Annotated in this window: 24 protein-coding genes; 13 read left to right on the forward strand and 11 right to left on the reverse strand. The window is 63.6% G+C overall.

Going from position 1 to position 23,565, the window contains the following annotated elements; translation table 11 throughout:
• Positions 1-2: 2 nt before the first annotated feature.
• From FJ867_RS06390 to FJ867_RS06400, 3 genes are all read left to right on the forward strand, one after another.
• On the forward strand, positions 3-989 hold the full coding sequence (locus FJ867_RS06390; RefSeq protein ID WP_140522593.1) for an AraC family transcriptional regulator: 987 nt from the start codon (positions 3-5) through the stop codon (positions 987-989).
• A gap of 103 nt (positions 990-1,092) precedes the next feature.
• On the forward strand, positions 1,093-2,064 hold the full coding sequence (locus FJ867_RS06395; RefSeq protein ID WP_140816825.1) for an AraC family transcriptional regulator: 972 nt from the start codon (positions 1,093-1,095) through the stop codon (positions 2,062-2,064).
• Between the two features lie 146 nt (positions 2,065-2,210).
• Positions 2,211-2,642 carry a DUF4437 domain-containing protein gene (locus FJ867_RS06400; protein WP_140816827.1) on the forward strand — a complete coding sequence of 144 codons (432 nt, stop codon included), beginning with the start codon at positions 2,211-2,213 and terminating at the stop codon, positions 2,640-2,642.
• Between the two features lie 328 nt (positions 2,643-2,970).
• Here the strand turns inward: FJ867_RS06400 and FJ867_RS06405 are convergent, their stop codons facing one another.
• The 7 genes from FJ867_RS06405 to FJ867_RS06435 form a co-directional block, all read right to left on the reverse strand.
• Entirely contained in the window at positions 2,971-4,056 is a 1,086-nt protein-coding gene (locus FJ867_RS06405) for an ABC transporter ATP-binding protein (protein WP_140513807.1), read from the reverse strand.
• Positions 4,056-5,159: an ABC transporter ATP-binding protein gene (locus tag FJ867_RS06410; protein ID WP_140558332.1), complete on the reverse strand. Its 1,104-nt coding sequence runs from the start codon at positions 5,157-5,159 to the stop codon at positions 4,056-4,058. Before FJ867_RS06410 ends, FJ867_RS06405 begins: the two co-directional genes overlap by 1 nt.
• Positions 5,156-5,389, reverse strand: coding sequence for a hypothetical protein (locus FJ867_RS06415; RefSeq protein ID WP_140513808.1), 234 nt, complete (start codon positions 5,387-5,389; stop codon positions 5,156-5,158). The genes FJ867_RS06410 and FJ867_RS06415 overlap by 4 nt, the downstream gene beginning before the upstream one ends.
• On the reverse strand, positions 5,386-6,345 hold the full coding sequence (locus FJ867_RS06420) for a carbohydrate ABC transporter permease (RefSeq protein WP_140500406.1): 960 nt from the start codon (positions 6,343-6,345) through the stop codon (positions 5,386-5,388). The genes FJ867_RS06415 and FJ867_RS06420 overlap by 4 nt, the downstream gene beginning before the upstream one ends.
• A 1-nt stretch (position 6,346) precedes the next feature.
• Positions 6,347-7,252 (reverse strand): sugar ABC transporter permease, encoded by a 906-nt coding sequence (locus tag FJ867_RS06425; protein ID WP_140500408.1) that lies wholly within the window; start codon positions 7,250-7,252, stop codon positions 6,347-6,349.
• A 69-nt stretch (positions 7,253-7,321) separates the two neighbouring features.
• A complete protein-coding gene (locus FJ867_RS06430; protein ID WP_140500410.1) occupies positions 7,322-8,638 on the reverse strand; it encodes an ABC transporter substrate-binding protein in 1,317 nt (438 codons plus the stop codon).
• Positions 8,639-8,995: 357 nt separating this feature from the next.
• On the reverse strand, positions 8,996-9,679 hold the full coding sequence (locus FJ867_RS06435; protein ID WP_140565998.1) for a TetR/AcrR family transcriptional regulator: 684 nt from the start codon (positions 9,677-9,679) through the stop codon (positions 8,996-8,998).
• Between the two features lie 121 nt (positions 9,680-9,800).
• Between FJ867_RS06435 and FJ867_RS06440 the strand changes: the two genes are divergently transcribed.
• The 4 genes from FJ867_RS06440 to FJ867_RS06455 are packed head-to-tail and all read left to right on the forward strand — an operon-like array spanning position 9,801 to position 12,839.
• Positions 9,801-10,997 (forward strand): Tm-1-like ATP-binding domain-containing protein, encoded by a 1,197-nt coding sequence (locus FJ867_RS06440; RefSeq protein WP_140816829.1) that lies wholly within the window; start codon positions 9,801-9,803, stop codon positions 10,995-10,997.
• A 10-nt stretch (positions 10,998-11,007) separates the two neighbouring features.
• Positions 11,008-11,877, forward strand: a complete 870-nt coding sequence (locus FJ867_RS06445; RefSeq protein ID WP_140500416.1) for a phosphoenolpyruvate hydrolase family protein — start codon at positions 11,008-11,010, stop codon at positions 11,875-11,877.
• A 2-nt stretch (positions 11,878-11,879) separates the two neighbouring features.
• Complete coding sequence (locus FJ867_RS06450) at positions 11,880-12,314, forward strand: cupin domain-containing protein (RefSeq protein WP_140500417.1); 435 nt, start codon at positions 11,880-11,882, stop codon at positions 12,312-12,314.
• 51 nt (positions 12,315-12,365) lie between these two features.
• A complete protein-coding gene (locus tag FJ867_RS06455; protein ID WP_140500419.1) occupies positions 12,366-12,839 on the forward strand; it encodes a hypothetical protein in 474 nt (157 codons plus the stop codon).
• A gap of 123 nt (positions 12,840-12,962) precedes the next feature.
• Here FJ867_RS06455 and FJ867_RS06460 read toward each other — a convergent pair whose 3' ends face one another.
• The gene (locus FJ867_RS06460) at positions 12,963-14,150 is read right to left on the reverse strand and encodes a Xaa-Pro peptidase family protein (RefSeq protein ID WP_140632862.1); all 1,188 of its coding nucleotides are present in this window, start codon (positions 14,148-14,150) and stop codon (positions 12,963-12,965) included.
• Positions 14,151-14,517: 367 nt separating this feature from the next.
• Here FJ867_RS06460 and FJ867_RS06465 point away from each other — a divergent pair, with 367 nt between their 5' ends.
• From FJ867_RS06465 to FJ867_RS06495, 6 genes are all read left to right on the forward strand, one after another.
• A complete protein-coding gene (locus tag FJ867_RS06465; RefSeq protein WP_140685833.1) occupies positions 14,518-16,128 on the forward strand; it encodes an ABC transporter substrate-binding protein in 1,611 nt (536 codons plus the stop codon).
• Between the two features lie 258 nt (positions 16,129-16,386).
• A complete protein-coding gene (locus FJ867_RS06475; protein ID WP_140685834.1) occupies positions 16,387-17,373 on the forward strand; it encodes an ABC transporter permease in 987 nt (328 codons plus the stop codon).
• Positions 17,370-18,200, forward strand: a complete 831-nt coding sequence (locus FJ867_RS06480; protein WP_140816830.1) for an ABC transporter permease — start codon at positions 17,370-17,372, stop codon at positions 18,198-18,200. The genes FJ867_RS06475 and FJ867_RS06480 overlap by 4 nt, the downstream gene beginning before the upstream one ends.
• Positions 18,197-19,198 carry an ABC transporter ATP-binding protein gene (locus tag FJ867_RS06485; RefSeq protein WP_181168323.1) on the forward strand — a complete coding sequence of 334 codons (1,002 nt, stop codon included), beginning with the start codon at positions 18,197-18,199 and terminating at the stop codon, positions 19,196-19,198. The genes FJ867_RS06480 and FJ867_RS06485 overlap by 4 nt, the downstream gene beginning before the upstream one ends.
• Complete coding sequence (locus tag FJ867_RS06490) at positions 19,195-19,986, forward strand: ATP-binding cassette domain-containing protein (RefSeq protein ID WP_140685835.1); 792 nt, start codon at positions 19,195-19,197, stop codon at positions 19,984-19,986. Before FJ867_RS06485 ends, FJ867_RS06490 begins: the two co-directional genes overlap by 4 nt.
• Positions 19,983-20,489: an L-2-amino-thiazoline-4-carboxylic acid hydrolase gene (locus FJ867_RS06495; RefSeq protein WP_140513819.1), complete on the forward strand. Its 507-nt coding sequence runs from the start codon at positions 19,983-19,985 to the stop codon at positions 20,487-20,489. Before FJ867_RS06490 ends, FJ867_RS06495 begins: the two co-directional genes overlap by 4 nt.
• 12 nt (positions 20,490-20,501) lie before the next feature.
• Here FJ867_RS06495 and FJ867_RS06500 read toward each other — a convergent pair whose 3' ends face one another.
• The 3 genes from FJ867_RS06500 to FJ867_RS06510 all read right to left on the reverse strand — a co-directional run bounded on the left by FJ867_RS06500 (position 20,502) and on the right by FJ867_RS06510 (position 23,379).
• A complete protein-coding gene (locus tag FJ867_RS06500; protein ID WP_140500435.1) occupies positions 20,502-21,248 on the reverse strand; it encodes an ATP-binding cassette domain-containing protein in 747 nt (248 codons plus the stop codon).
• On the reverse strand, positions 21,241-22,302 hold the full coding sequence (locus FJ867_RS06505; RefSeq protein ID WP_140500436.1) for a ribose ABC transporter: 1,062 nt from the start codon (positions 22,300-22,302) through the stop codon (positions 21,241-21,243). The genes FJ867_RS06500 and FJ867_RS06505 overlap by 8 nt, the downstream gene beginning before the upstream one ends.
• A gap of 99 nt (positions 22,303-22,401) precedes the next feature.
• Positions 22,402-23,379 (reverse strand): ABC transporter substrate-binding protein, encoded by a 978-nt coding sequence (locus FJ867_RS06510; RefSeq protein ID WP_140500438.1) that lies wholly within the window; start codon positions 23,377-23,379, stop codon positions 22,402-22,404.
• Positions 23,380-23,565: the final 186 nt, after the last annotated feature.

The raw sequence follows: 23,565 nt of genomic DNA on the forward strand, positions 1-23,565 counted from the left end.
TTATGTTTGACCGTTCGTCCAAAATTTCGACCACTGGCGATCCGCTGACCGACATATTGCGCGGGCTGCGTCTCGACGGCGTCGACTACGCCCGTTGCGAAATGCGGGAGCCTTGGGGCATCCAGTTTCCGGCCCAGGCAGCGGCGCGATTCCACTTCATCGGCCGCAAGGGCTGCTGGCTGATGCAGCCCTCGGGCGAGTGGGTCGAGCTCAAGGCGGGCGACGCGGCACTGCTGCCGCGTGGCGCAGCGCATGTGCTGGCAAGCGAACCGGGCACCAAGGCTTGGCCGATCCAGGGCTACGCGGCCGAAGAAGTCTGCAAGAACGTCTATTGCATGTCCAATGAAGCCATGTGCCCCGATGGTCGCTGTCCGGGCACGCTGCTGTTTTTCGGCAGCATGTACTTCAACATCGATGGCCTGCATCCCCTGCTCGGCATGATGCCTGATGTCATGCGCGCGCATGAACTCGAAGCTTATGAGCCGGGTATTCCGCATCTCCTGGACTCGATGGCGCGTGAAGTGACGATGGAGCGCGTCGGCTCCGGCGGCATTCTGGCGCGGCTCGCCGACGTCCTTGCCGCCACCGTGATCCGCTCATGGGTCGAGCGCGGCTGCGGCGATTCAAGCGGTTGGATCGCGGCGGTCAGGGACCCGGACATCGGGCGCGTTCTGGCCGCCATCCATCTCGAACCGGACCGCGACTGGACAGTCGAGGCGCTCGCCAGGATGATGGGCGCCTCGCGATCGGGCTTTGCCGAGCGTTTTGCCACCATTGTCGGCGAGACGCCGGCCAGGTATGTCACCCAGGTGCGCATGCACCAGGCCCGGCAATGGCTGGTGCGCGATCGCCAGAAGATTTCCGTCGTCGCCACACGCCTGGGCTATGAGTCGGACGCCGCCTTCAGCCGGGCCTTCAAGCGCGTCATCGGCTCGGCTCCCAGCCACCTGCGTGCCGAGGAACATGCAGAGATCCGCCAGGCCGGCTGAAGCGCCAGGCCGTGACTCCAGGCTGGAGCAATTCCGTCCGGAATTGCCCGAAGAGGTACAGCAGTTCAGCGTTTCCGTGGGACGCTGAACTGTAGGAATCGGCATGGACTTGACCTCGCCCAACGACACTGTGCCGGCCCCGGGGGGTGCGTTGACCGAGATCTTGCGCGCGCTGCGGCTCGAGGGCGTCGACCATGGCCGCTGCGAACTGGGCGCGCCTTGGGCCGTGCTCTTTCCGGTGCAGAAGGCGGCGCGGTTTCACTTCATCGGCCGTGCCGGATGCTGGCTGCTTTCGCCACCAGGCGAATGGATGGAACTGAAAGCCGGCGATGCATTGCTGTTGCCGCGCGGCGCCGGGCATATCCTTGCCAGCGCACCCGGTGTACAAGCCGAGCCGCTCGAAAGCTACAGCGTCGAGCCCCTGCAGGACAATGTCTACGCCGTCTCGAACGGCGGCCATGGTGCAAAAACCCTGCTGTTCTGCGGCAGCATGGACTTCAACCACGATGGCTCGCATCCACTGCTGGCCATGATGCCGGATATGCTGCGCGCGAAGGAGCTGATGGCCGGCGAGCCAGGCATCCCGCATTTGCTGGAAGCCATGGCCGACGAGGCGACGAGGAACCGGGCCGGCTCCGGCATGATGCTGGCGCGGCTGGCCGATGTATTGGCCGCAGCCATCATCCGCTCCTGGGTGGAGAACAGCGCCGGTGACATCACGGGTTGGATCGCGGCGATCAAGGATCGGGACATCGGCCGCGTGCTGGTCGCCATTCATCGGCAGCCTGACAGGAACTGGACCGTCGAAGCGCTGGCCCGCGAGATGGGCGCCTCACGGTCGGCTTTTGCCGAACGTTTCACGGCCGTCGTCGGAGAGACGCCGGCAAAATATGTCGCCGGGGTGCGCATGCATCAGGCAAGACGATGGCTCGAGGAAGAAGGGGTGCGGGTGTCGGTGATCGCCGCCAGATTGGGCTATGATTCGGAAGCGCCGTTCAGCCGGGCCTTCAAGCGCATCGTCGGCAGCGCGCCCAGCCATTTGCGCGCCGCGGGCGGCGGCTCGGGAAAAGGCTAAATCAACGCTGTTTGCAGTGGCGATTTCCGGCCTGGATGAATTGCCAAGTGTTCCGGACAGAATGCCATTCCCGGCTTGGCCATTTGCAATAGCTTGTCATCCAACAGACGAGCGCCGGCGGCAAGTCGGCCCGAAGAGGAGAAGCGATGCCAAGTCACTTAAAAATCCTGACGCTGGCCGCAATGCTCACTGTCCCCGGCCGTGCCTTCGCCCTTGAGGACAGCTATCTGCCGGCCAACAAGATTCCCTATGTTTCCGAGGCGCCGGACCGACCGCAGCGTCTCGGACCGCTATGGGGAGAAAGGGCCAAGGGCCCCGCGGGTACCTTGCTGAAAGTCCCGGGCAACTGGCACGCCCCTGTTCATGCGCACACCGCCGATTATCGCGCCGTGGTGATCCAGGGCCTATGGGCGCACTGGCAGATGGACGGCGGCGAGGCGAGCAAGGTCGAGCTGCCTCCCGGATCCTACTGGACCCAGAAGGCCAATGAGATGCATGCCGACGCCTGCCTCTCGGAGACGGAATGCGTGATCCTGCTGATCAACACCGAGCCCTATGAGACCTATCTGCCGAAGTAGAGGTGCGGGACGGCTGTCCGGCCGGCATTGCTGCGGGGGCTCAGAACTCGGGTTCACAAGACCTGACCACAGCCAGTCCCGCTGTGCCAGTTTCCCATGATAGGAATTTTTTCTTGACTGGGTGAAGGCAACTATGGTAGATATTTGGTTATGGTGCTGAGTTGCGCCAGGGACCCGCCGCACAGGCGGGTTTTTCCGTTCAATGCTTCATCAACAGCGCACCGACGAAGGCTCCGGAGGGACCCGTTAACCCGGATTCCTTGCCCTGCCGCAAGTCGGGCTTTTTGTTTAGGGCGCTGTCCGGAACATCGCATTCGCGATATTCGCCTCATCCGGCGTGCCGCAAACTCACGCCGCTGCCCTTGTCGAACAGCACCACCTTGTCCGGATTCCAGGCAAAGCGCACCGGCTGCTCGATCGCGACATCGGTCCGCGCCGGCACCGTGGCGCGCAGCGTGGTCTCGCCCACGCGCAGCGTCAGGATCTTTTCCACGCCATGGTTTTCGACGTCGTGGACGCGCGCCTCGACCGGCGCACCGCTCTCGAGATAGACGTCCTCGGGGCGGATGCCGAAGACGAGCGGGCGACCGTCGGTCGCCGCACTCGCCTTGGCTCCCCCTGAAAGCGGCAATTCGAAATTCAGCGGCGCCATGACCGCACGATCGTTGACCACCCTGCCGTCGATGAGGTTCATCGGCGGCGAGCCGACGAAGCTCGCCACATAGGTGTCGCGCGGATTGTTGTAGATCTCATGCGGCGTGCCGGTCTGGACGATGCGGCCATGGTTGAGCACGCCCACCTTGTCGCCCATCGACATCGCCTCGATCTGGTCGTGGGTGACGAACAGGAAGGTGGCGCCGAGCTGCATCTGCAGGTTCTTCAGTTCCGTGCGCAGCGCCTCGCGCAGCTTGGCGTCGAGCGCCGACAGCGGCTCGTCCATCAGGAACACGCGCGGCTTGCGCACGATGGCCCGGCCGATCGAGACGCGCTGCATCTCGCCGCCCGACAGCCGGTCGGTCTTGCGGTCGAGCAGATGCTCGATCCTGAGCGTCCGCGCCGCGCGATCGACGCGGTCCTTGATTTCGGCGTCGGGCAGCCGCCGGATCTTCGGCTTCAGCGGGAATTCGAGGTTTTCGCGCACCGTATAACGCGGATAGAGCGAATATTGCTGCAGCACCAGCGCCACGTCGCGCTCGGCGGCGCCCCAGTCGGCAACGTCGATGCCGTCGATGAAGACCTGGCCCTCGCTCGGCTTTTCCAGTCCGGCGATCAGCCGCAGCGTCGTTGTCTTGCCCGCGCCCGTCTCGCCGAGCAGGACGAAGAACTCGCCATCGGCGATGTCGAGGTCGAGCCCGGTCAGGGCCGTGTGATTGCCGAACGTCTTGGAGATGTTCTTGAGCTGGATATGGGCCATCAGAGTCTCACTCCGAGCGACTTGCCGCTCGCCGCGTCGAAGAAATGCGCCTGTGTCGGATCGATCCTGGCGAACACCCTCTCGCCGGGACCTGAAATGAAGCCGCTCTTGGTGCGGGCGCGCAGCATCTTGGAGCCGACTTTCAGGTCGACGATGTCGAACGAGCCGAGCGGCTCGACGATCTGCGTCTCGACCGCCATGAAGCCCTCCGCCGCCTCACGGCTGATGAGGACGCCTTCCGGCCTGATGCCGAGTGCCAGCCGGCCGCCCGCATGGCCGTTCAGCTTCGACAGGAGCGCGCGCGGGAATTCGAAACCGGTTGGCGCATCGCCCACCGTCACCGAGGCCGACGAGGCTTTTTCGGCCACCGCCGCGTCGGCCACGTTCATCACCGGACTGCCGACGAATTGCGCGACGAAGAGGTTGGCCGGGTGCGAATAGACCTCGTCGGGGGAGCCGACCTGCTGGAGAACCCCCTCATGCATGATGACGATGCGATCGGCGAGGCTCATCGCCTCGATCTGGTCATGGGTGACGTAGATGGTGGTCGAGCCTTGCTTGATGTGCAGCCGCTTGATCTCGGCCCGCATCTCCTCGCGCAGCTTGGCGTCGAGCGCGCCGATCGGCTCGTCCATCAGCATCGCCTTCGGCCGCCGCACCAGTGCCCGGCCGATCGCCACGCGCTGCATGTCGCCGCCCGACAGCGCCGACGGTTTCTTGCCGAGCAGGTCCGTGATTTGCAGCGTCTTGGCGACCGAGCGAACTTCCTGGTCGATTTCGCTCTTGCTCTTTCGCGTGGCGCGCAAGGGAAAGGCGATGTTCTCGTAGACGCTCATATGCGGGTACAGCGAGAACGACTGGAAGACCATGGCGATGTCGCGATCGGCGGCCTTCAGATGCTGGATGGGCTTGCCGTCGATGAGGATGTCGCCCTCGTCGATCGTCTCCAGCCCGGCAATGGCGCGCAGCGTCGTCGTCTTGCCGCAGCCCGACTGACCGAGCAGCACGATGAACTCGTTGTCTTCGATCCTGAGGTTGAGGTCCTTGATGACCTGGACGGCGCCGAAGAACTTCTGGACGCCGCGAAGCTCGATCTGGGTCAATGCTGCGCTCCCGGATTTCGCTGCGGATCGCCTGACTGGCCGGTTCCGGCTTCCTCTTGCGGTGCGATCTTGGAGGTGATGTTGAAGCCGATCAGGCCGATCAGGATGATGGTCAGCCCATAGCTGTGCAGCAGCAAGTTCCAGGGCTGGCAGAGCGCAACGATGCCGAGCACCATCAGCACCTGGCTGCCTGGTTCCAGATATTTCTGGTTGATGGCGCGAAAGCTCATTTGCGGATCGCTCCGAAGGACATGCCGCGCAACAGGTGATTACGAAGCAGGAAGGTGAAGATGGCGACAGGAAGCAGGAACAGGAAAGTGCCGGCGGCGATCACCGTCCAGTCCGGCAGCCCGGAGCCGACCTGGCTCGGGATGAACGGCGGTGCGGTCTGGGCGCGGCGATTGGTCATGATCAGCGCGAAGGCATATTCGTTCCATGCCGTGATGAAGCAGAACACGGCCGTCGCGGCGATGCCGGTGGCGGCTTCGGGCAGCACGATCTTGAAGAAGGCTTCCATGCGCGTATAGCCGTCGACGAGCGCCGCTTCCTCGTACTCCTTCGGGATCTCGTCCATGAAGCCCTTCATCAGCCAAACCGAGAAGGACAGGTTGAAGGCGGTGTAGAGGATGATCAGCCCGATATGGGAATCGTTGAGGCCGACCGCCCGGTACATCAGGAACATCGGGATCGCCACCACCACGGGCGGCAGCATGCGGGTCGAGAGGATGAAGAACAAAAGGTCCGCCTCGCCTTTGACCCTGAAGCGCGAGAAGCCATAGGCGGTGAATGTACCCATGCCGACCGCCAGCACCGTCGAGGTGATCGCGACGATCAGCGAATTCATGAAACGGTTCGGATAGCCCGACCATTGCACCTGGCCCTTGCCGTCGCGCACGATCTTTTCCCCGCCGTCGAAGACGACGCGTTCCCACCAGGGCGCCGCCGCGTATTCTTCGGGCGAAGGCGGGCTGCGCAATTGCGAGCGCTTGGTGAACAGCTTCACGAAGGGCGATATCTCCGGCTGGAACACGACCGTCGGCGGGATGGTGGTGGCAAGGTTGCGCGGCTTGAACGCCGTCGAGGCGATCCAGTAGATCGGTGCCAGAAAGATCACTGTCGCCACCAGCACGGCGACGATTGCGACGCGGTTGAGGGCGATCTCGGAAGAAGTGCGGACGGCGGCCATCTCAGCGCTCCTTCACTTTGTTCAGATATTTGACGTAGATGTTGGTGATGGCCAGCACCATGATCAGCACGATGTAGGCGAGCGCGCAGGAGCGCCCGGTCTGCCATTCCTGGAACGCCATCTTGTAGAGCCGGATCGAGATCAGTTCAGCCGTCGGCTGGGTGGTCAGGATGTAGGCCAGATCGAAGGTCTTGAACGCTTCCATGGTGCGGAAGATGACGGCGATCATCAGGATCGGCGCGACCAGCGGCAAGGTGATGCGGAAGAAGGTGTAGAACGGACCGGCGCGGTCGATAGCGGCGGCTTCGTAGAGGTGCTTCGGCACCGCCGAGAGGCCGGCCAGCGACAGCAGCATGACGAAGGGCGACCACATCCAGATGTCGGTCAGCGCCACCGCGTAGAGTGCCATCTTGGGGTCGGCCAGCCACTCGAAATTGCCAAGCCCAAGCGCATAGTTGATGACGCCCCATGACGGATCGTAGAGCAGTTTCCAGAACAGGCCGACGACGGCCATCGACAGCATCATCGGCAGCAGCAGCAGGGTCGTCAGCAGCCCCTTCAGCGGAATATCGCGGTTGAGCAGCATCGCCACGCCGAAACCGACCAGCAACTGTCCGGCGACCGAGATGATCACGTATTTGGCGGTGATCGCGAAGTTGGACCAGACATAAGGATCGCTGAGCAGGTCGCGGTAGTTCTGCAACCCGACGAAATTCGCCGGCGCGTTGGTCGAGGCGCGGAAATCGGTGAAGGAATAGCCGAGCGAATAGATCAGCGGAAAGATGTTGAAGACGATCAGGAACAGGATCGTCGGGATGATGAAAAGATTGCGGATCGAAATATCGCTAAGGCCACGCGCGGCCGCGCGTGAAGATCTGTCCAGCGTGGTGATCATCGTGGTCGCCAAGACCCTGCTCCCGCTTGAAGAAAAAGAAACGGAGGAGGCATGAGCGCCCCCTCCGTGGGACATGAACGATTATTGGCCGCGGCCGTATTTCTTGAAGGTCGCGTTCCAGTCGGCGGCCAGTGCGTCGAGCGTTTCCTTGGCGGTGCCTTCGCCGCCGATCATGTAGGGATAGACGCGCTGGTTGAGCTGCTGGAGCAGTTCGGCATATTCCGGCACCGCCCAGAAATCCTTCACCTTGAACATGGTCTCGTAGAAGGCCTTGTTGTAGGGCGTCGCATTCTGGAACTCTTCGGACTTGAGCACGGCTGCGCTGCAGGTGTAGCCGCCGAGTGCCGCCCACTTCTTCTGGGTCTCGTCCTTGATGAACCATTCGAGGAACTTCATCGCCTCGTCCTGCTTCTGCGAGTAGGAGACGACGGAGATGCCCTGGCCACCGAGTGCGGCGAACTGGTCGCCGTTCGGCCCGGGAGGATTGGCGAAGAAGCCGGTGTTCTTGGCGTTCGGGTTCGACGCCTCGTTGATCAGCGAGGGGAAGAACGCGAAGTAGTTCATGCTCATCGCGGCCAGGTTTTCGGTGATCGCCTGGTTGTCCTCGACGAAGAACGACTTGGCCCAGCCCGGAGGCGTGAACTTGTAGAGCTCCTTATAGGCGTCGAGCGCGGCGACAGCCTTGTCGGAGTTGATGAAACCGTCGACCTTGTAGGTCGAATAGTCACCCAGTTCGCCGCCATAGGAGAACAGCGCGTTCTCGAAGCCCATCGCCATCGCGTCATAGGAATTGTCGGTGTAGATGGCGATGCCGTATCTCTTCTGGTCCGGCCGGTGGAAGAATTCGGCGATGTCGCGCAGCGCCTTGAAATCCTTCGGCACGTCGAGGTCGTAGCCGTATTTGGCCTTGAAGGCTTCCTTCTCCTTCGGATCCTCGAACCAGTCCTTGCGATAGGACCAGCCGACGGCGTCGCCTTCGAGCGGGATGGCCCAGTACTTGCCGCTGTTGCCGGGATATTCGGCGTAGTACTTCACCGTCGCCGGCGCCATCACCTCGCCGAGCTTGTGCTTGTTGAAGAAGTCGGTGAGGTCGACATAGTGGCCACCGGTCGAGCCGGCGCCGAGCCACTGCGAGTCGCCGACGACCAGGTCGTAGGCATCGCCATGAGCGTTGAACTCGGTGAAGGCCTTGGTCTGGAAGTCGGCCCAGGGCGTGGTTTCCACCGTGATCTTGACGCCGGTTTCCTTCTCGTACTCGTTGCCGAGTTCCTGGAGGTAGTTGGCCGGATCCCATTCCGCCCAGAAGATGGTGAGCGATTTGTCCTGGGCGTAGACGGATGTTCCGCAGGCAAGTGTCAAGCCGATACCAGCAAGCAAGCTGGTCACTATCTTGCGCATGATGTTTCCTCCCTTGTGCGCATTCTACCGTATCAAGCGAGCCGGCAAACGGGGCCGGCCCTGGTAGTTCCTCCCTTGGTCGCGCCTTCCGGTTTGGAGCCTCCTCGCCCGTCCGGAAATGGATCGCAGCCCTCACTTTCGATCCGCTTTTCTCCTTTGATCTGGTATTACCAATTTTGAAGCTCCGTCAAGCCCTTTCTTGAGCAATGGTGACAGCTCGAAGTCTCGAATTCCAGCCTTATCTGCCTGTTTTTCCTAAATTTTCCTACTCATTGATAGACATCGGCCTTGTTCATGCTTCAGCATTGCGGTTAATATCGGCAACCAGTGTGCAAATCTGGTAGAACCAGATACCTGCTATTTCGTGACCCTTGTTGGTTCGATCGCTTGTGCTTCGGAGACTGATTCCGCGATCGCCGCGCGCACCAGGGCGACCGCCGCCCACTGGGCAACGGACATCGTCCGGCGACCGTCCAGTCCCCAAATGTCCTTCAGCACGATAAGCACCTCGACGCCGAAGATCAGCGACAGCGCCTGCGCCAGCCGCTTGAGGTCGCGCGGCGGCAGCCGGCCCTTGAGCGGAGCGAGCGCGTCCTGAAGCAATTCGACGCGGTGGCCCCGCTTGAAGGCCGGTTCGCTTCCCAAAGTACCGGCCTGGCGCCGCGCCCACTGATCGAGCGACAGTTTCAATGCCGCCTTGAAGGTCGCCTCGAAAGCCTCGATGCGCGGCATGGCCGTGTCGAAGAGCTCGGCAACGCGGCGCTCGGCATCGGCAGAGGTGGATTTCCAGGTGAGGATCGGCCCGAGCCCCTCGTTAACCACTGCCTGCACCAGTGCCGCCTGGCTCGGAAAATACCGGTAGGCGGTGGCGCGGGACACCTGCGCCGCCTCGGCAACCTCGCTGACCGAAGGTGTTGCGCCTGCCTGCATCAGCCTCGTCGCCGTCTCCAGCATCAGCCGTTTCGTGCGCGCGCGGGGTCCACGCTCTGGTCCCCCGGCGGTGTCGTCGCTTGCTGCGGCTTGTTGACGTGAGACATCCATACCAATATGATACGCGCGTCTCAAAAAATTGCAATGACCTCCTCGTTTTCGGAATGGCTAGGTTGACGCTCTGTAGAGCACCGAGCCTCTGGGTGACTTGGACCGGCAGAGGGAGGCATCGATGAAGCGCATTTATGTGGTGGGCACCGCGGACACCAAGGGTGAGGAACTCGCCTTCCTGGCCGACGCGATCGCCGCCACGGGTGCCGCTGTCTGCCGGGTCGACGTCGGAACGCGCGCCGCGAGCGTGCCGGTCGACATTGCCGCTGGGGATGTGGCAGGCCACCATCCCGGCGGGCGAGACGCGGTGCTCGCCGGCGACGACCGCGGCGCTGCGGTCGCCGCCATGGGCATCGCCTTCGCTCGCTTTGCCCGATCGCGAAACGACATTGCCGCCATGATCGGCATCGGCGGCGGCGGCGGCACGTCGATCGTCACCGCAGGCATGCGCACGCTGCCGCTCGGCCTGCCCAAGATCATGGTTTCGACGCTCGCTTCCGGCGACACCGCGCCCTATGTCGACATCTCGGACATCATCATGATGCCATCGGTGACCGACATGGCCGGGCTGAACCAGCTCTCGCGTGTCGTTCTGTACAATGCGGCCCAGGCGATATCGGGCATGGCCGCCAGACCGCCGCCGCCGCCCGAGGGCAAGCCGTCGATCGGCCTCACCATGTTCGGCGTCACCACGCCGTGCGTGACGGCAATCGCGGATCAGCTCCGTTCGACCTATGACTGCATGGTCTTTCACGCCACCGGCACCGGCGGCCGCAGCATGGAGAAACTGGCCGACAGCGGCCTGCTGTCCGGCGTCATCGACATCACCACCACTGAGGTCTGCGATCTCCTGTTCGGCGGCGTGCTGCCGGCGACGGAGGATCGTTTCGGTGCCGTTGCCCGCACCGACCTGCCTTATGTCGGCTCGGTCGGCGCGCTCGACATGGTCAATTTCTGGGCGCCTGCGACCATTCCGGACCCTTATCGCGGGCGGCTGTTCTACGAGCACAACCCGAACGTCACGCTGATGCGCACGACGGCGCAGGAATGCCGCAAGATCGGCGAATGGATCGGCACAAGGCTCGCCCGCTGCAAGGGGCCCGTGCATTTCCTTGTCCCGGAGAAAGGCGTCTCGGCGCTCGACATCAAAGGCGGCGCCTTCTTCGACCCGCAAGCCGATGCAGCCCTGTTCGAAGCCATTGAGCGCACGATCAAGCCGAACGCGACGCGCCGGCTGACACGCCTGCCGCTGCACATCAATGATCCCCGATTCGCCAAGGCCGCGGTCGCGGCTTTCCTCGAAATCGCCAGACAGTGAGATCCAAGACATGCCGGCAATACCGCGCAAGGACATACTGAAGAAATTCAGGGGGATGATCGACAAGGGCGTGCCGATCGTCGGCGGCGGCGCCGGCACCGGCCTGTCGGCCAAGGCCGAAGAGGCCGGCGGCATCGACCTCATCATCATCTACAATTCCGGCCGCTACCGCATGGCCGGTCGCGGCTCGGCCGCGGGCCTGCTTGCCTATGGCAATGCCAATGAGATCGTCAAGGAGATGGCCTACGAGGTGCTGCCGGTGGTCAGGAAGACGCCGGTGCTGGCTGGTGTCAACGGCACCGATCCGTTCGTCATCATGCCGCTGCTGCTCTCCGAGCTGAAGACGATGGGTTTTTCCGGGGTGCAGAATTTCCCCACCATCGGCCTGTTCGACGGCAGCATGCGACAGAGCTTCGAGGAGACCGGCATGGGTTTTGGGCTCGAGGTCGACATGATCGCCGAAGCCCGCAAGCTCGATCTTCTGACCACGCCCTATGTCTTCAACCCGGACGAGGCGCGCGCCATGACCAGGGCCGGCGCCGATATCGTCGTGGCTCATATGGGCGTGACGACGGGGGGCTCGATCGGCGCCACCTCTGCCAAGTCGCTCGACGACTGCGTGGTCGCCATCGACGCGATCGCCGAAGCGGCCCGTTCGGTGCGCAAGGATGTCATCCTGCTTTGCCATGGCGGGCCGATCTCGATGCCGGACGACGCCCGCTACATCCTCGAACGCTGCAAGGGGCTGCACGGCTTCTATGGCGCGAGTTCGATGGAGCGGCTGCCGGCGGAAGCGGCGATCGCCCGGCAGACCGCCGATTTCAAGGCCGTCACGCTTGGCGGCCTGAAGACGACCACGAAGAAAAAGAAGGGATCATGAGAATGACCGACAAGAGCAAGGTGTTCGTGTACCCGAAGGATGTCAGCGCCTTCGGATTCGACTGGGGAAAATTGTCGCTGACGGTCGCTCCGGAAGTGAACGGCGCGACCCGTTTTTCCGGCGGCGTCGTCGACCTGCCCTCCGGCAAGGGCCATACCCGTCATAACCATCCGGGCGCGGAGGAAATCATCTTTGTCATTTCGGGCCATGGCGAGCAGATGGTCGAGGACGAGCAAGGCAATCCGGTGGTCGAGAAGGTCGGCCCCGGCTGCACCATTTACGTGCCGGAGAGCCGCTTCCACTCGACGCTCAACACCGGCGACGGGCCGATGCAGCTGTTCGTCGTCTATTCGCCGGCAGGGCCGGAACTGGGATTGCGCGAACTGCCGGATTTCAGGTTGCTGCCGGCCGGGAACTCCCCTCGCTCGCGACTTTGAGGCGCCCTTCCGATATGCTATCGTCCAGCATGCCTCCTTGAGAGAGAAGCGATGACGCGTTTCAGTCCCCAGGAATTCGTGGAAAAGCTCGCAACGGGCAGCCTGCCGGACGGCAACCCGGCCATGACGGTTGGCGGTATTGTCAAGGCCAACGACGCCGACCCGTCAACGCTTCTCTTTTCGACCGATTTGTCCTGCGAATCCTGGATACCCGTGCCGCTGAGCTTGATCCAGACGGTCGAGCAGGTACGGACGGTCAACTGCAAAGACCATAAGCATCCGCTGGTCAAGATCGCTTTTACACCGCCCTCGCCGGATCAACGTGACATCAATGCCCTGCTTATGATCATGGCCGGGCTTCAGAGCCAACTCTCCTGGTTCCATCGCAACGCCAAATCCGGCAGTCCGTGGGCGTCAACGTTTGCATCCGATTGCGCCGTCGTCTCCGCATCCGAGGGGCTTACCATATGCTGCACCCAGACGATCGACGGAAGATTGGAAGTCGTCTGCACTGGAATGGTTTAGTGCCTGTCGCGCAAAAGTGACTTCTGTTTAGCGGCAACGGCAAAGCGCCGCGCATGAATTCGTTTCGACGCGACGCGCCTTAGAGACAATCGAGACCGGCACGCTCATTTGTAACGTGGCAGGTTACATGCTACCCCGGTTCCATGCCCGACCCCGATCCCCGAACATCACATAGCCGGTATCGGTAACCGCCACCGTATCCTCCAGCTTGATGAAGCCGCGCGTCGGGTGAAGCATGGTCGTCTCCACCGATAGCACCATGTTCCTCTCCAGCGGCTTGCCCGCATAGGTGCCTTCATAGGTCACCGGATGGTTGGTCATCAGGAACGGCGCCTCATGCGTGATCAGCCCCATGCCGTGAGCGAAGAAATCCGTGTAGGGCGCGACCTTGGATTTTTTCAGCACGCCTTCGGCATGGGAAATCATGTCGCCGCCGAGCGTGCCCGCCTTCACCTTCGAGAACGCCGCCTGCTGCACCGCCTCGACTTCGGCCAGCAGGTCCTCCAACTCGGCATCCGGGTCTCCGAGAACCCCCATGCGGCAGAGGTCGCCGATATAGCCATGATAATTGCCGCCGGAATCGATCGACAGCACTTCGCCCTTCTTCCACGCTTGCGGCGACGCCGCGCGGTTGTGGCTGGAGCCCAGCGTCAGCAGGCAATATTCGAAATGCGCGCCGCGATTGGTCTCCTCGCGGCGAAGCTGTTCGATCATCTCGCTCTTGGTCGTGCCTTCGCGCGCCCATTGGATGGTGGCCAGCATGGAATCGGTGATCAGTTCGGAAGCGATACGCAGTTTCTCCAGCTCGGCCTCGGTCTTGATGGCGCGCATGCGCTCCAGCATGCCGGTGGCATCGACCAGCTTGGCGTCGGGGAGCGCTTTGCGGATCAGGGCATAGGCGTCCGACGGCAGGAAACCCGGCTCGATGCCGATGCGAGCGTCGCCCTTGCCGATCTTGCGCACATGCTCGACAGCGAGATTGGCGGCATCGAGCGTGCCCCAGCAGGCGGCATGCAGCGTCGGCGTCCAGAACGGGTGGTTCTGGTGTTCGCCACCCTCCATGCGGTTGCCGATATAGGCGGCGTGGTCCGGTCCGCCTTTTTCGTAGATCACGATCGGCAGGTACCGGCTGTGGCCGATCGCATCCATGGCGGCGAAGAAGATGAACTTGTAGCCGCCGAGCAGATATTGGGTGTTGTGCTTGGATGTCGCGAGCAGGACGTCGATATCAGCCTCTTCCATCAGGCCATCGACCCTGGCGTGGTCGAATGGGATGTCGCCGACGGCACTCTTCCCCGGAGCTATGTTCATTGTCTCTCTCCCTGAATGTCCGCGCGGATCGGCTGGACCGCCGGATGCCCGATCCCGTTAGGTCTTCCGACTTCGGGTCAAATCTGCACCATTTTCGCCCATCTGGTCCAGCCAGAAACAGGCTCGCCCAGCTGAATGGCCGTCGCCGGTGCCGATAATGTGAGGTGCATCGGATGACCTGGTCTTACCAAGCCAGGTCTATCGACCACTCTCCCGTAACTGGTCCAGCGAACAAAAATTTCAAAGCCACGCCACGATGCGCCAATTCCGTCTCTGGCGAAAGCCACGGCAAGGCCCATAATCAAACGTGCATGGAAACGCCCGAAAGGCCTCCATGGAAGATATGAGATAGAGGGGGAATAGGATGATGCCGGAGTTCAGGATTTCACGCCGCACGGTGCTTGCGGGCTCTGCCATGCTTCTGGCCTCCACCGCGATGCCGGCCTTGAGCTCGGCCCAGACGCCGAAGAAGGGTGGCCGCCTGGTGCTTGCGGCCGATTCCGAGCCGCGCAACCTCAACCCGGCCATCGTCGCCTCCAACGGCGTCTTCTTCATCTCCAGCAAGATCGTCGAAACGCTGGCCGAGGCCTCCTTCGACGGCAAGGACGGGCTTGCGCCACGGCTGGCGGTCAGTTGGGAAGGTGCCGCCGACGGGCTGTCGGCGACCTTCAAACTGCGCGAGGGGGTCAAATGGCATGACGGCAAGCCGTTCACCTCGGCCGACGTCGCCTTCTCGGCGCTGCAGATCTGGAAGCCGCTGCAGAATCTCGGCCGCACCGTGTTCAAGGATCTGGCCGCGGTCGATACCCCTGATGAATTGACCGCCGTGTTCAAATTCGCCAAGCCGACGCCCTTCCAGCTGATCCGCAACGCTCTGCCGGCGCTGAGCAGCGTGGTGCCGAAGCACATCTACGAAGTCGGCAAGATCGAGGACAATCCGGCCAACAACGCGCCCATCGGCACCGGGCCGTTCAAGTTCGCCGAATACAAGGCCGGCCAATACTATCGGCTGACGAAGAACACGGATTATTGGGGCAAGGACGAGCCCTATCTCGACGAGATCATCTACCAGGTGCTGCCCGATCGCACTTCGGCGGCGAGCGCACTGGAGGCCGGAGAGATCCAGCTCGCCGCCTTCTCCGCCGTGCCGCTAGCCGATCTTGACCGCATCTCGAAAGTGCCAGGCCTGAAAGTGATCACCAAGGGCTATGAGGGACTGACCTACCAGCTCGTCGTCGAGATCAATCATCGTCGCAAGGAGCTCGCCGACCTGAAGGTGCGCCAGGCGATCGCGCATGCCATCGACAAGGATTTCGTCGTCAAGACGGTGTTCCTCGGCTATGCCGCCACCGCCACCGGCCCGGTGCCGAAGAACGACCCGCAGTTCTATACCGCCGACGTCCCGACCTATGCCTTCGACGTCGCCAAGGCCAATGCGCTGCTCGACGAGGCGGGTTACAAGAAGGGCGCCGACGGCAAGCGCTTTTCGCTGAAACTGTTGCCGGCTCCCTATTTCAACGAAACCAAGCAGTTCGGCGACTATCTGCGCCAGGCGCTCGCCGCGATCGGCATCGACGCCCAGCTCGTCAACAACGATTCCGCCGCGCATATCAAGGCCGTCTACACCGACCACGCTTTCGACCTCGCCGTCGGCCCGCCGGTGTTCCGCGGCGACCCGGCGATCTCGACCACCATCCTGGTGCAAAGCGGCATTCCGGACGGCGTGCCGTTCTCCAACCAGGGCGGCTACAAGAACGATGCGCTGGACGCGCTCATCGCCAAGGCGTCCGAGACGCTCGATACATCGGCCCGCACCAATCTTTACAAGGAGTTCCAGAAAGAGGTGGCCGCCGACCTGCCGCTGATCAACGTCGCCGAATGGAGCTTCATCAGCGTCGCCCGCGACACTGTGGGCAACATCGCCAACAATCCGCGCTGGGCGGTATCGAACTGGGCGGACACATATCTGGAATCGTGACAGTATTTCGCGGATGAACGTTCGCGAAATCATCGTAGGCGTTGAGTTCTACGAGGCCCCCCTCTGTCCTGCCGGACATCTCCCCCTCAAGGGGGGAGATTGGCAACTTGTCTGTCCCGCGAATTTTCCGATGTTGGGGATTGGCGAAGCCAAAAATGACAGCCAATCTCCCCCCTTGCGGGGGAGATGTCCGGCAGGACAGAGGGGGGTGCCCAGGCGCGGTCCTAACCAACGTATCGCCAACCCATCGAGGGCCGCATGAACCGCGCCCTCACGCTCCTCCGCCGTCGCCTCGTCGGCAGCGTCTTCGTGCTTTTGATCGTCGTCATCGGCACGTTCCTGCTGCTCGAGGCCGCCCCGGGCGACGCGGTCGATGCCTATATCGTCTCTACCGGCGGCGATGCCGGCATGATCGAGCTGTTGCGCCATCGCTGGGGCCTCGACCAGTCGGAGCTGACGCGGCTCGCCAACTATCTCTGGGCGCTGCTGCATCTCGATCTCGGCCAGTCCGTCACCTTTTCGCGGCCGATCCGCGACGTGATCCTCGAGCGCCTGCCGACCACGCTGTGGTTGATGGGCAGCGCCACCGCGCTTTCCTTCGGCCTCGGCTCGGCGCTGGGCATCTATGCCGGCGCCAGGCCGGGCAGTTTTCGCGACCGTTTTCTCTCCATCGGTTCGCTGGCGCTCTACGCGGTGCCGGGTTTCTGGCTCGGCCTGGTGCTGATCGTCGTCTTCGCTGTCGACCTGCGCTGGCTGCCGATCGGCGGCATCGAGACCATCGCCTCCGGCAAGGCCGGCCTCGACCGCGCCGCCGACATCGCCATCCATCTCGTCCTGCCGGTCTCAGCCCTCGGCTTCATCTACCTGGCGCTCTATTTGCGGATGATGCGTGCCGGCATGACCGAGGTCTGGCGGCAGGATTTTGTGCTGGCCGCCCGCGCCAGGGGCTTGTCGCGCCCCCGCATCGTGCTTGCCCATGTCGCCCGCAATGCGCTGCTGCCATTGGTCACGATGCTCGGCCTGCAGTCGGCGCAGATGCTGGGCGGTAGCGTCGTCATCGAGAGTGTCTTTGCCGTGCCCGGTCTGGGTCGGCTGGCGCAGGAGGCAGTGGCCGCGCGCGACACGCCCTTGCTGCTCGGCATCATTCTCGTCAGCGCCGTCCTGGTCATCGTCATCAATCTTCTCGTCGATGTCGCCTATGCCTTTCTCGACCCGCGCGTCGGCGCCAGCGAGGCCGGCACATGAGCACGCTCCGCCGCTTTCTGCGCACGCCGGAGGCGGTCGCCGGCGCCATACTCCTGGCGGCATTGTGCGCCATGGCCCTGTCGGCGCCGCTGCTGTTTCCGGGCGACCCGCAAGCCATCGCCGGCCCGGCGCTGCTGCCGCCCTTCCAGGACTGGTCGCTGCCGCTCGGCACGGATCGCCTCGGCCGCGACGTGCTGGCCGAGCTTTTCCACGGCGCTCGCACGTCGCTTGCCGTCGGCCTTGCGGCAGCGGCCGCCGCACTGGCCATCGGCTCCGTGGTGGGCACGGTGGCCGGGTTTGCCGGCGGCCTCACCGACGAGGTGCTGATGCGCGTCACCGATGCCTTCCAGACCGTGCCGGGCTTTTTGCTGGCTCTGGCCTTCGTCAGCGTGGTCGGCCCTTCGATCGGCGTCGTCGTGGCGGCAATAGCGCTCGGCACCTGGACCGGGCCCGCGCGCGTGGCCCGCGCGGAAGTGCTGTCGATCCGCGAGCGCGACTACGTCGCCGGCGCGCGCGTCATCGGCATGCATCCGCTGGAAATCGCCTTTCGCGAGGTGCTGCCCAATGCCTTGCCGCCGGTGCTGGCGCTGTCCTCGGTGATCGTGGCAGCGGCGATCCTCACCGAGGCGGCTTTGTCCTTCCTCGGCCTTGGCGACCCCAATCGGGTCACCTGGGGCGGCATGATAGCGGAGGGCCGCGCGGTGCTGCGCACCGCGCCCTTCCTGTCGATCGCGCCCGGCATAGCGCTGGTCCTGACGGTGCTCGGCGTCTATCTCGCCGGTGAAGGCATCGTTGAAACCACGGCGATCAGAAGAGGCCTGTCGTGACCGCGCTGGCTTCGATCCGCAACCTCGCGGTGACCTACCGCCGTGACGACGGCGAGGTGGTGGCGCTGAGGGACATCAGCCTCGACATCAAGGCTGGCGAGCGGCTGGCCGTCATCGGCGAAAGCGGTTCGGGCAAAAGTACGCTGGCTTTGGCGATTGCGGGGTTGTTGCCGGCGAGCGCCAGGATTGACGGACGTATCGATTGGGTTTTGCCAGCGTTGGGTGCGAAGGCACCCCCCTCTGTCCTGCCGGACATCTCCCCCTCAACGGGGGAGATTGGCAGCTTCGCCGATGGCTCCCCTACACCATTGGGGATTGGCGAAGGCCGAGATGAAGGTGCAATCTCCCCCCTTGAGGGGGAGATGTCCGGCAGGACAGAGGGGGGCCTCATAGAACGCAGCGTCCAAAAGACCACTTCCAAACCAAGCCCCACACCCCTCCTCGGCCGCGATATCGGCTTCATCTTTCAAGACCCGTCCGCCAGCCTCGATCCTGTCATGATTGTCGGCAAACAGATCGCCGAAGTCTCCCGCACCCATCTCGGTCTCACATGGCCTCAGGCATACGCCAGGGCGAAGGACCTGCTCGAACGCGTCCGCCTGGCCGACCCGGACTCCGCCCTGCGCGCCTATCCGCATCAGCTGTCCGGCGGCCAGAAGCAGCGTGTGGCGATTGCAGCCGCGATCGCAGCCGGCCCAAGACTTTTGATCGCCGATGAGGCGACCAGCGCGCTCGACACCATCGTGCAGGCCGAGATCGTCGCACTGATCCGGCGGCTGGTGGAAGAAGACGGCATGACGCTGCTGTTCATCAGTCACGACATTGCGCTGGCCGCCGAGCTGGCGGACCGCATTGCGGTGTTCCGGCATGGCGAATTGATCGAACTTGGCGCCACGCAACAGATCGTCAGTGCGCCAACTGAAGCCTACACGCGCGCGCTGCTCGAGGCCCATATCGGCCTCGACGCCGAACCGCTGCACCACGGTGTGATGGCATGAGCGCCCCTGTGCTGGCGGTTTCCAACCTTACCAGGCATTACCGCCGTGGCGGCAAGACAGTTACCGCGGCCGACGACGTTTCTTTCGAAATCGGGCCCGGCGAGACGCTGGCGCTGGCCGGACCCTCCGGCAGCGGCAAGTCGACGATCGCCCGGCTGGTGTTGCGGCTGATCGAGCCGGATGCCGGCCGGATCGAGTTTGAAGGCCATGATTTCCTGGCTCTGGGCGGCGCCGGCTTGCGTGCGCGTCGCGCTCGCTTGCAGATGGTGTTCCAGGATCCGCTTGCCGCCTTCAATCCGCGCGCCACGGTGGCGCGCGTGCTTGACGACCCTTTGCGCATCCACGGCGTCGCCTCCCGTTCCGAGCGCCCGCGCCGTATCGCCGCCCTGCTGGAGCGCGTCGGGCTTACGGCGGAGCTCGCCTCTCGCGCCATCCACGAAATCTCGGGCGGCCAGCGGCAGCGGGTGGCGATTGCCCGCGCCATGGCCACGAAACCCTCGCTGATCGTGCTCGACGAAGCGGTGTCGGCACTCGATGTTTCGGTGCGCGGACAGATCCTCGATCTTTTGCTCGACCTGCAACGCCAGGAACGGATCGCTTATCTCTTCATTTCGCATGATCTCGGCGTCGTCAGGGCCGTCGCCCACCGCGTCATCCTTCTCGACGGCGGGCGGATTGCCGAGAGCGGCGATGCCCGCGCCGTCATCGATGCGCCGCGATCGGCTATCGGCAAGGCGCTCGTGGCAGCCGCACCAAAGCTCAGAAGAACCACGCAGGAAGCATCATGATCGACCCCGAAGCCAGAGCCGAGAAACTGTCGCGCGAACTCGATTCCGCATTCCGCAACCGGGCCGACCTCTATCGCCTGTTCCTGGATGAGTTGACCGGAGAGCTGGGCGCCGAAAGAGCCGAGGCGATAATGACCCGGACCATCGAGCAGCGCGGCAAGGAAGTGGCAGCAGCCGCCTTCGCCGGATTCGGTCCCAACGACGCGCGCTCAATCGGCGAAGCTTTCCTGTCGGTCAGCCCGGATGACGGCCGGATGTATCCGACCGATGTCGAACGCGGGCCCGACCGCATCGCCTTCAAGGTGAAACGCTGCCCCCTCAAGGATGCTTGGGTCGAGGCCGGCGTCGGCGAGGAAAAACTCGCGACGCTCTGCCGCATCGCCGGCGCCTTCGACCGTGGCCTGTTCGAGGCGACCGGCGTGCGTTTCGACAATGTCACCTGGACGCCCGGCCACGGCAGCGGCTGCTGCCACATCGCGCTGACCAACCGCGATGCCGGCTAGCAATCGACGGCCTTAGCCGCCGACCATCAGCCTGACGACCTCGTCATGGTTGGTCTCGGAAATCTTGCGCTCGCCGGCCTGGATCCCACGCCGCAGCACGACGATGCGATCGGAAACGGCGAAGATGTCCTGGAGATTATGCGAGATGAAGATCACGCCGCGCCCTTGCGCCTTGAGCTGATGGATGAGCGAAATCACCTTGCGCTGCTCCGGCACGCCGAGCGCGGCCGTCGGTTCATCCATGATCAGGATCTGCGCGTCCCAGTAGACGGCGCGGCCGATGGCCACGGCCTGCCGCTGGCCGCCGGAGAAATTGCTGACCGGCGCGTTCAACCGGCTGACGTGAAAGTCCAGCCGCTTCATCGTCTCCCTGGCGGCCTCGGCCATGGCCTTGCGGTCGAGCACCGGCAGGAAGCCGAACGCCTTGCGCATCGGTTCGCGGCCGAGGAAGATGTTGGCACCGATCGACAGATTGTCGGCCAGCGCGAGATCCTGGTAGATCGTCTCGATGCCCTTTTCGCGCGCCTCCTGCGGCGTGGCGAAAGCCACCGGCTGACCTCTGAGCAGGATTTCTCCGCCCGTCGGCTGGAACACGCCCGATATTGCCTTGATCAGGGTCGTCTTGCCGGCGCCATTGTCGCCGGCAAGCGCCACCACTTCGCCCGGCCGCACGGCCATGGAGAAATCGTTGAGCGCCCGTACCGCACCGAAGTGCTTGGAAAGGTTCCGGACTTCGAGGAGGGGCTCGGTGCTATTCATCCTGACGGGCTCCACTGAACCGGCGCTGCGCCTGGTCGATGAGAACGGAAATGATGATGACGACGCCGACGGCGATGAACTGCCAGAACGGCTCCACATTGACGAAGACCAGCCCGTATTGGATGACCGCGATCACCAGCGCGCCGGCGACGGTGCCGAAGATGGTGCCGGAGCCGCCGAACAGGCTGGCGCCGCCGATCACCACCGCCGCGACGCTGTCGAGCAGCAGCGGTTCGCCGGCCTGCGCTGCCCCCGCCGTGAAGCGCGCGGCATAAAGCGCGCCGCCAAGGCCGGCGCACATTGCCGACAGCACGTAGAGCCGCAGGATGTGGCCCCTGATGTCGATGCCGGCGCGGCGCGCCGCCTGCACATTGGCGCCGATGGCGTAATTGTGCTGGCCGAAACGGGTCTGGCTGAGCAGATAGTGCATCACGACGACGAAGACAGCAGCGATCATCACCAGATAGGGCACGCCATGGAACTTGCCGTTGCCGAGCAGTGCGAACCAGGAATTCTGTACCGGCACTGTCGTGCCGCCGGCAAGCAGGAAGGCGACACCGCGGGCGACGCCGAACATGCCGAGCGTGCCGATGAAGGGCGGAACCCTGAGCCGCGAGATCAGCAAGCCGTTGATGACGCCGGGCACGCCGGCCACGATCACCGCGGCAAGGATGCCGGCCAGCATGGCCAACGGCAACGGAATGGCGGCGCCCGCCATGTTGGTGGCATGCGCGGCGATGACCGCGGCAAGGCCCATGATGAAGCCGAGCGAAAGGTCGATGCCGCCTGATATGATGACGAAGGTCTGCCCGGTCGCCAAAAGCAGCGGCGCCACGGCGAAAATCGCGATGGATTGCAGATTGAACGGATTGAGCACGAAAGTGGCGCCGAAGGCGCTCCGCGACCAGATCTCGAAACAGATGATCAGGCCGGCGAGAAACAGCCAGGCGCGCCCCTCGGCGATGCGTGCGATCCAGCTCCTGGCGGGATCGCCGTGGTCAGCCTGGGGGGCGACATGCTTCTCGGCTGGCTGTGCTGGTGATGTCGAGGTCATGAGTACTCCGCGGCGCGGCTGCCTTCAAACAGGTCCCGCCCTGGCGGGACCGGCACAGGCTCCTCCCGGCGCACCGGGAAGAGCCAAGCTGGTCCGGACTTACTCGGAGTAGAGATACTTCGAGATGTTCGGATCGGCGATGTTGGACTTGTCCATGATCGTGAAGCCGGTGCCGATCGTGACCGGGATGGATTGGCCGGTCAGGTGGGCATAGGCCGAGACGACGCCGAAATAGCCGATCTCTGCGGGATGCTGGGCGATCGCCACATCCACAAGGCCGGTGTTGATGTTGTCGACGATGCTGGTCGGAGCATCGAAGGCAACCACTTTGACGGTGCCCGTCTGCCCTGCCTGCTTGACGCCATTGGCGGCGCCCAGCGCCGAGAACAGATTGGCGCCGAACACGCCGACGAGGTCGGGGTTGCGCGCGAACACCGCCTGCAGCTGCGAGGCCGCCTTGTTGGCGTCGTCGTCATTGAACTGGGTCTCGAGAACGGTGATGCCGGGATGGTTGGCCATCTCCTTCTTGAAGCCTTCCTCGCGCTGGTCGGTGGTCGAGATGCCGGGCTTGACGTTGGAGACGTAGACCTTGCCCTTGTCGCCGACGGCCTTGGCAAGCGCCCGCGCCGCGATTTCGCCGCCCAGCACATTGTCCGAAGCGATGTAGGCCAGCGGGAAATCGGCGTCACCCGCTCCGGTCTGATAGGCGCCGGTGCCGATGAACGTATCCACGGTGATGACCGGAATGCCTGCGTCATTGGCCTTGCGCAGCGGCTCGACCAGCTGGACCTTGTCGGTAGGCGCGATCAGGATCGCGTCCGGCTTCTTGGCGATGACCGCGTCGAGCACCGGCACCTGGGTGACCGGATTGAACTCAGGAGCGCCCTGGAAGACCAGGTTCACGCCAAGGGCGTCGGCCGCGGCCTGGGCGCCCTTGCGCATGGTGATGTAGAAACCGTCGGTGGTCAGGCCCGGAACGAGCGCGATGGTGTATTTCTTGTCCTGCGCCTGCGCGGGCGCGATAAGCACCGTCGCGCTGACGGCGAGAGCCGCGAGCGCGGCAACGATCTTCTTCATGACATCCTCCTCATTGTGTTGGCAGATCTGCCGTTGCAAGTGACATCGAATGGCCGTCGTCCGCTTGGGACAAGACGGCCGGGAACGCCTGTTTGCTTTTCGCGGGCAGCTCCTCCCAAGCGCCCTCCAGTCGATATGTCAGCCGGTCCAGCCGACCGGCACGATAGCCACGGTCACTTCCTCGCC

It is taken from the genome of Mesorhizobium sp. B2-5-3 (genome assembly GCF_006441005.1).
In the GTDB taxonomy this organism is placed as follows: domain Bacteria; phylum Pseudomonadota; class Alphaproteobacteria; order Rhizobiales; family Rhizobiaceae; genus Mesorhizobium.

Coding starts and splice junctions, on each gene's coding strand:
- FJ867_RS06390 (WP_140522593.1), top strand. CDS start 3: ATGTTTGACCGTTCGTCCAAAATTTCGACCACTGGCGATCCGCTGACC.
- FJ867_RS06395 (WP_140816825.1), top strand. CDS start 1,093: ATGGACTTGACCTCGCCCAACGACACTGTGCCGGCCCCGGGGGGTGCG.
- FJ867_RS06400 (WP_140816827.1), top strand. CDS start 2,211: ATGCCAAGTCACTTAAAAATCCTGACGCTGGCCGCAATGCTCACTGTC.
- FJ867_RS06405 (WP_140513807.1), bottom strand. CDS start 4,056: ATGGCCCATATCCAGCTCAAGAACATCTCCAAGACGTTCGGCAATCAC.
- FJ867_RS06415 (WP_140513808.1), bottom strand. CDS start 5,389: ATGAGCTTTCGCGCCATCAACCAGAAATATCTGGAACCAGGCAGCCAG.
- FJ867_RS06420 (WP_140500406.1), bottom strand. CDS start 6,345: ATGGCCGCCGTCCGCACTTCTTCCGAGATCGCCCTCAACCGCGTCGCA.
- FJ867_RS06430 (WP_140500410.1), bottom strand. CDS start 8,638: ATGCGCAAGATAGTGACCAGCTTGCTTGCTGGTATCGGCTTGACACTT.
- FJ867_RS06435 (WP_140565998.1), bottom strand. CDS start 9,679: ATGGATGTCTCACGTCAACAAGCCGCAGCAAGCGACGACACCGCCGGG.
- FJ867_RS06440 (WP_140816829.1), top strand. CDS start 9,801: ATGAAGCGCATTTATGTGGTGGGCACCGCGGACACCAAGGGTGAGGAA.
- FJ867_RS06445 (WP_140500416.1), top strand. CDS start 11,008: ATGCCGGCAATACCGCGCAAGGACATACTGAAGAAATTCAGGGGGATG.
- FJ867_RS06450 (WP_140500417.1), top strand. CDS start 11,880: ATGACCGACAAGAGCAAGGTGTTCGTGTACCCGAAGGATGTCAGCGCC.
- FJ867_RS06455 (WP_140500419.1), top strand. CDS start 12,366: ATGACGCGTTTCAGTCCCCAGGAATTCGTGGAAAAGCTCGCAACGGGC.
- FJ867_RS06460 (WP_140632862.1), bottom strand. CDS start 14,150: ATGAACATAGCTCCGGGGAAGAGTGCCGTCGGCGACATCCCATTCGAC.
- FJ867_RS06465 (WP_140685833.1), top strand. CDS start 14,518: ATGCCGGAGTTCAGGATTTCACGCCGCACGGTGCTTGCGGGCTCTGCC.
- FJ867_RS06475 (WP_140685834.1), top strand. CDS start 16,387: ATGAACCGCGCCCTCACGCTCCTCCGCCGTCGCCTCGTCGGCAGCGTC.
- FJ867_RS06480 (WP_140816830.1), top strand. CDS start 17,370: ATGAGCACGCTCCGCCGCTTTCTGCGCACGCCGGAGGCGGTCGCCGGC.
- FJ867_RS06490 (WP_140685835.1), top strand. CDS start 19,195: ATGAGCGCCCCTGTGCTGGCGGTTTCCAACCTTACCAGGCATTACCGC.
- FJ867_RS06495 (WP_140513819.1), top strand. CDS start 19,983: ATGATCGACCCCGAAGCCAGAGCCGAGAAACTGTCGCGCGAACTCGAT.
- FJ867_RS06500 (WP_140500435.1), bottom strand. CDS start 21,248: ATGAATAGCACCGAGCCCCTCCTCGAAGTCCGGAACCTTTCCAAGCAC.
- FJ867_RS06505 (WP_140500436.1), bottom strand. CDS start 22,302: ATGACCTCGACATCACCAGCACAGCCAGCCGAGAAGCATGTCGCCCCC.
- FJ867_RS06510 (WP_140500438.1), bottom strand. CDS start 23,379: ATGAAGAAGATCGTTGCCGCGCTCGCGGCTCTCGCCGTCAGCGCGACG.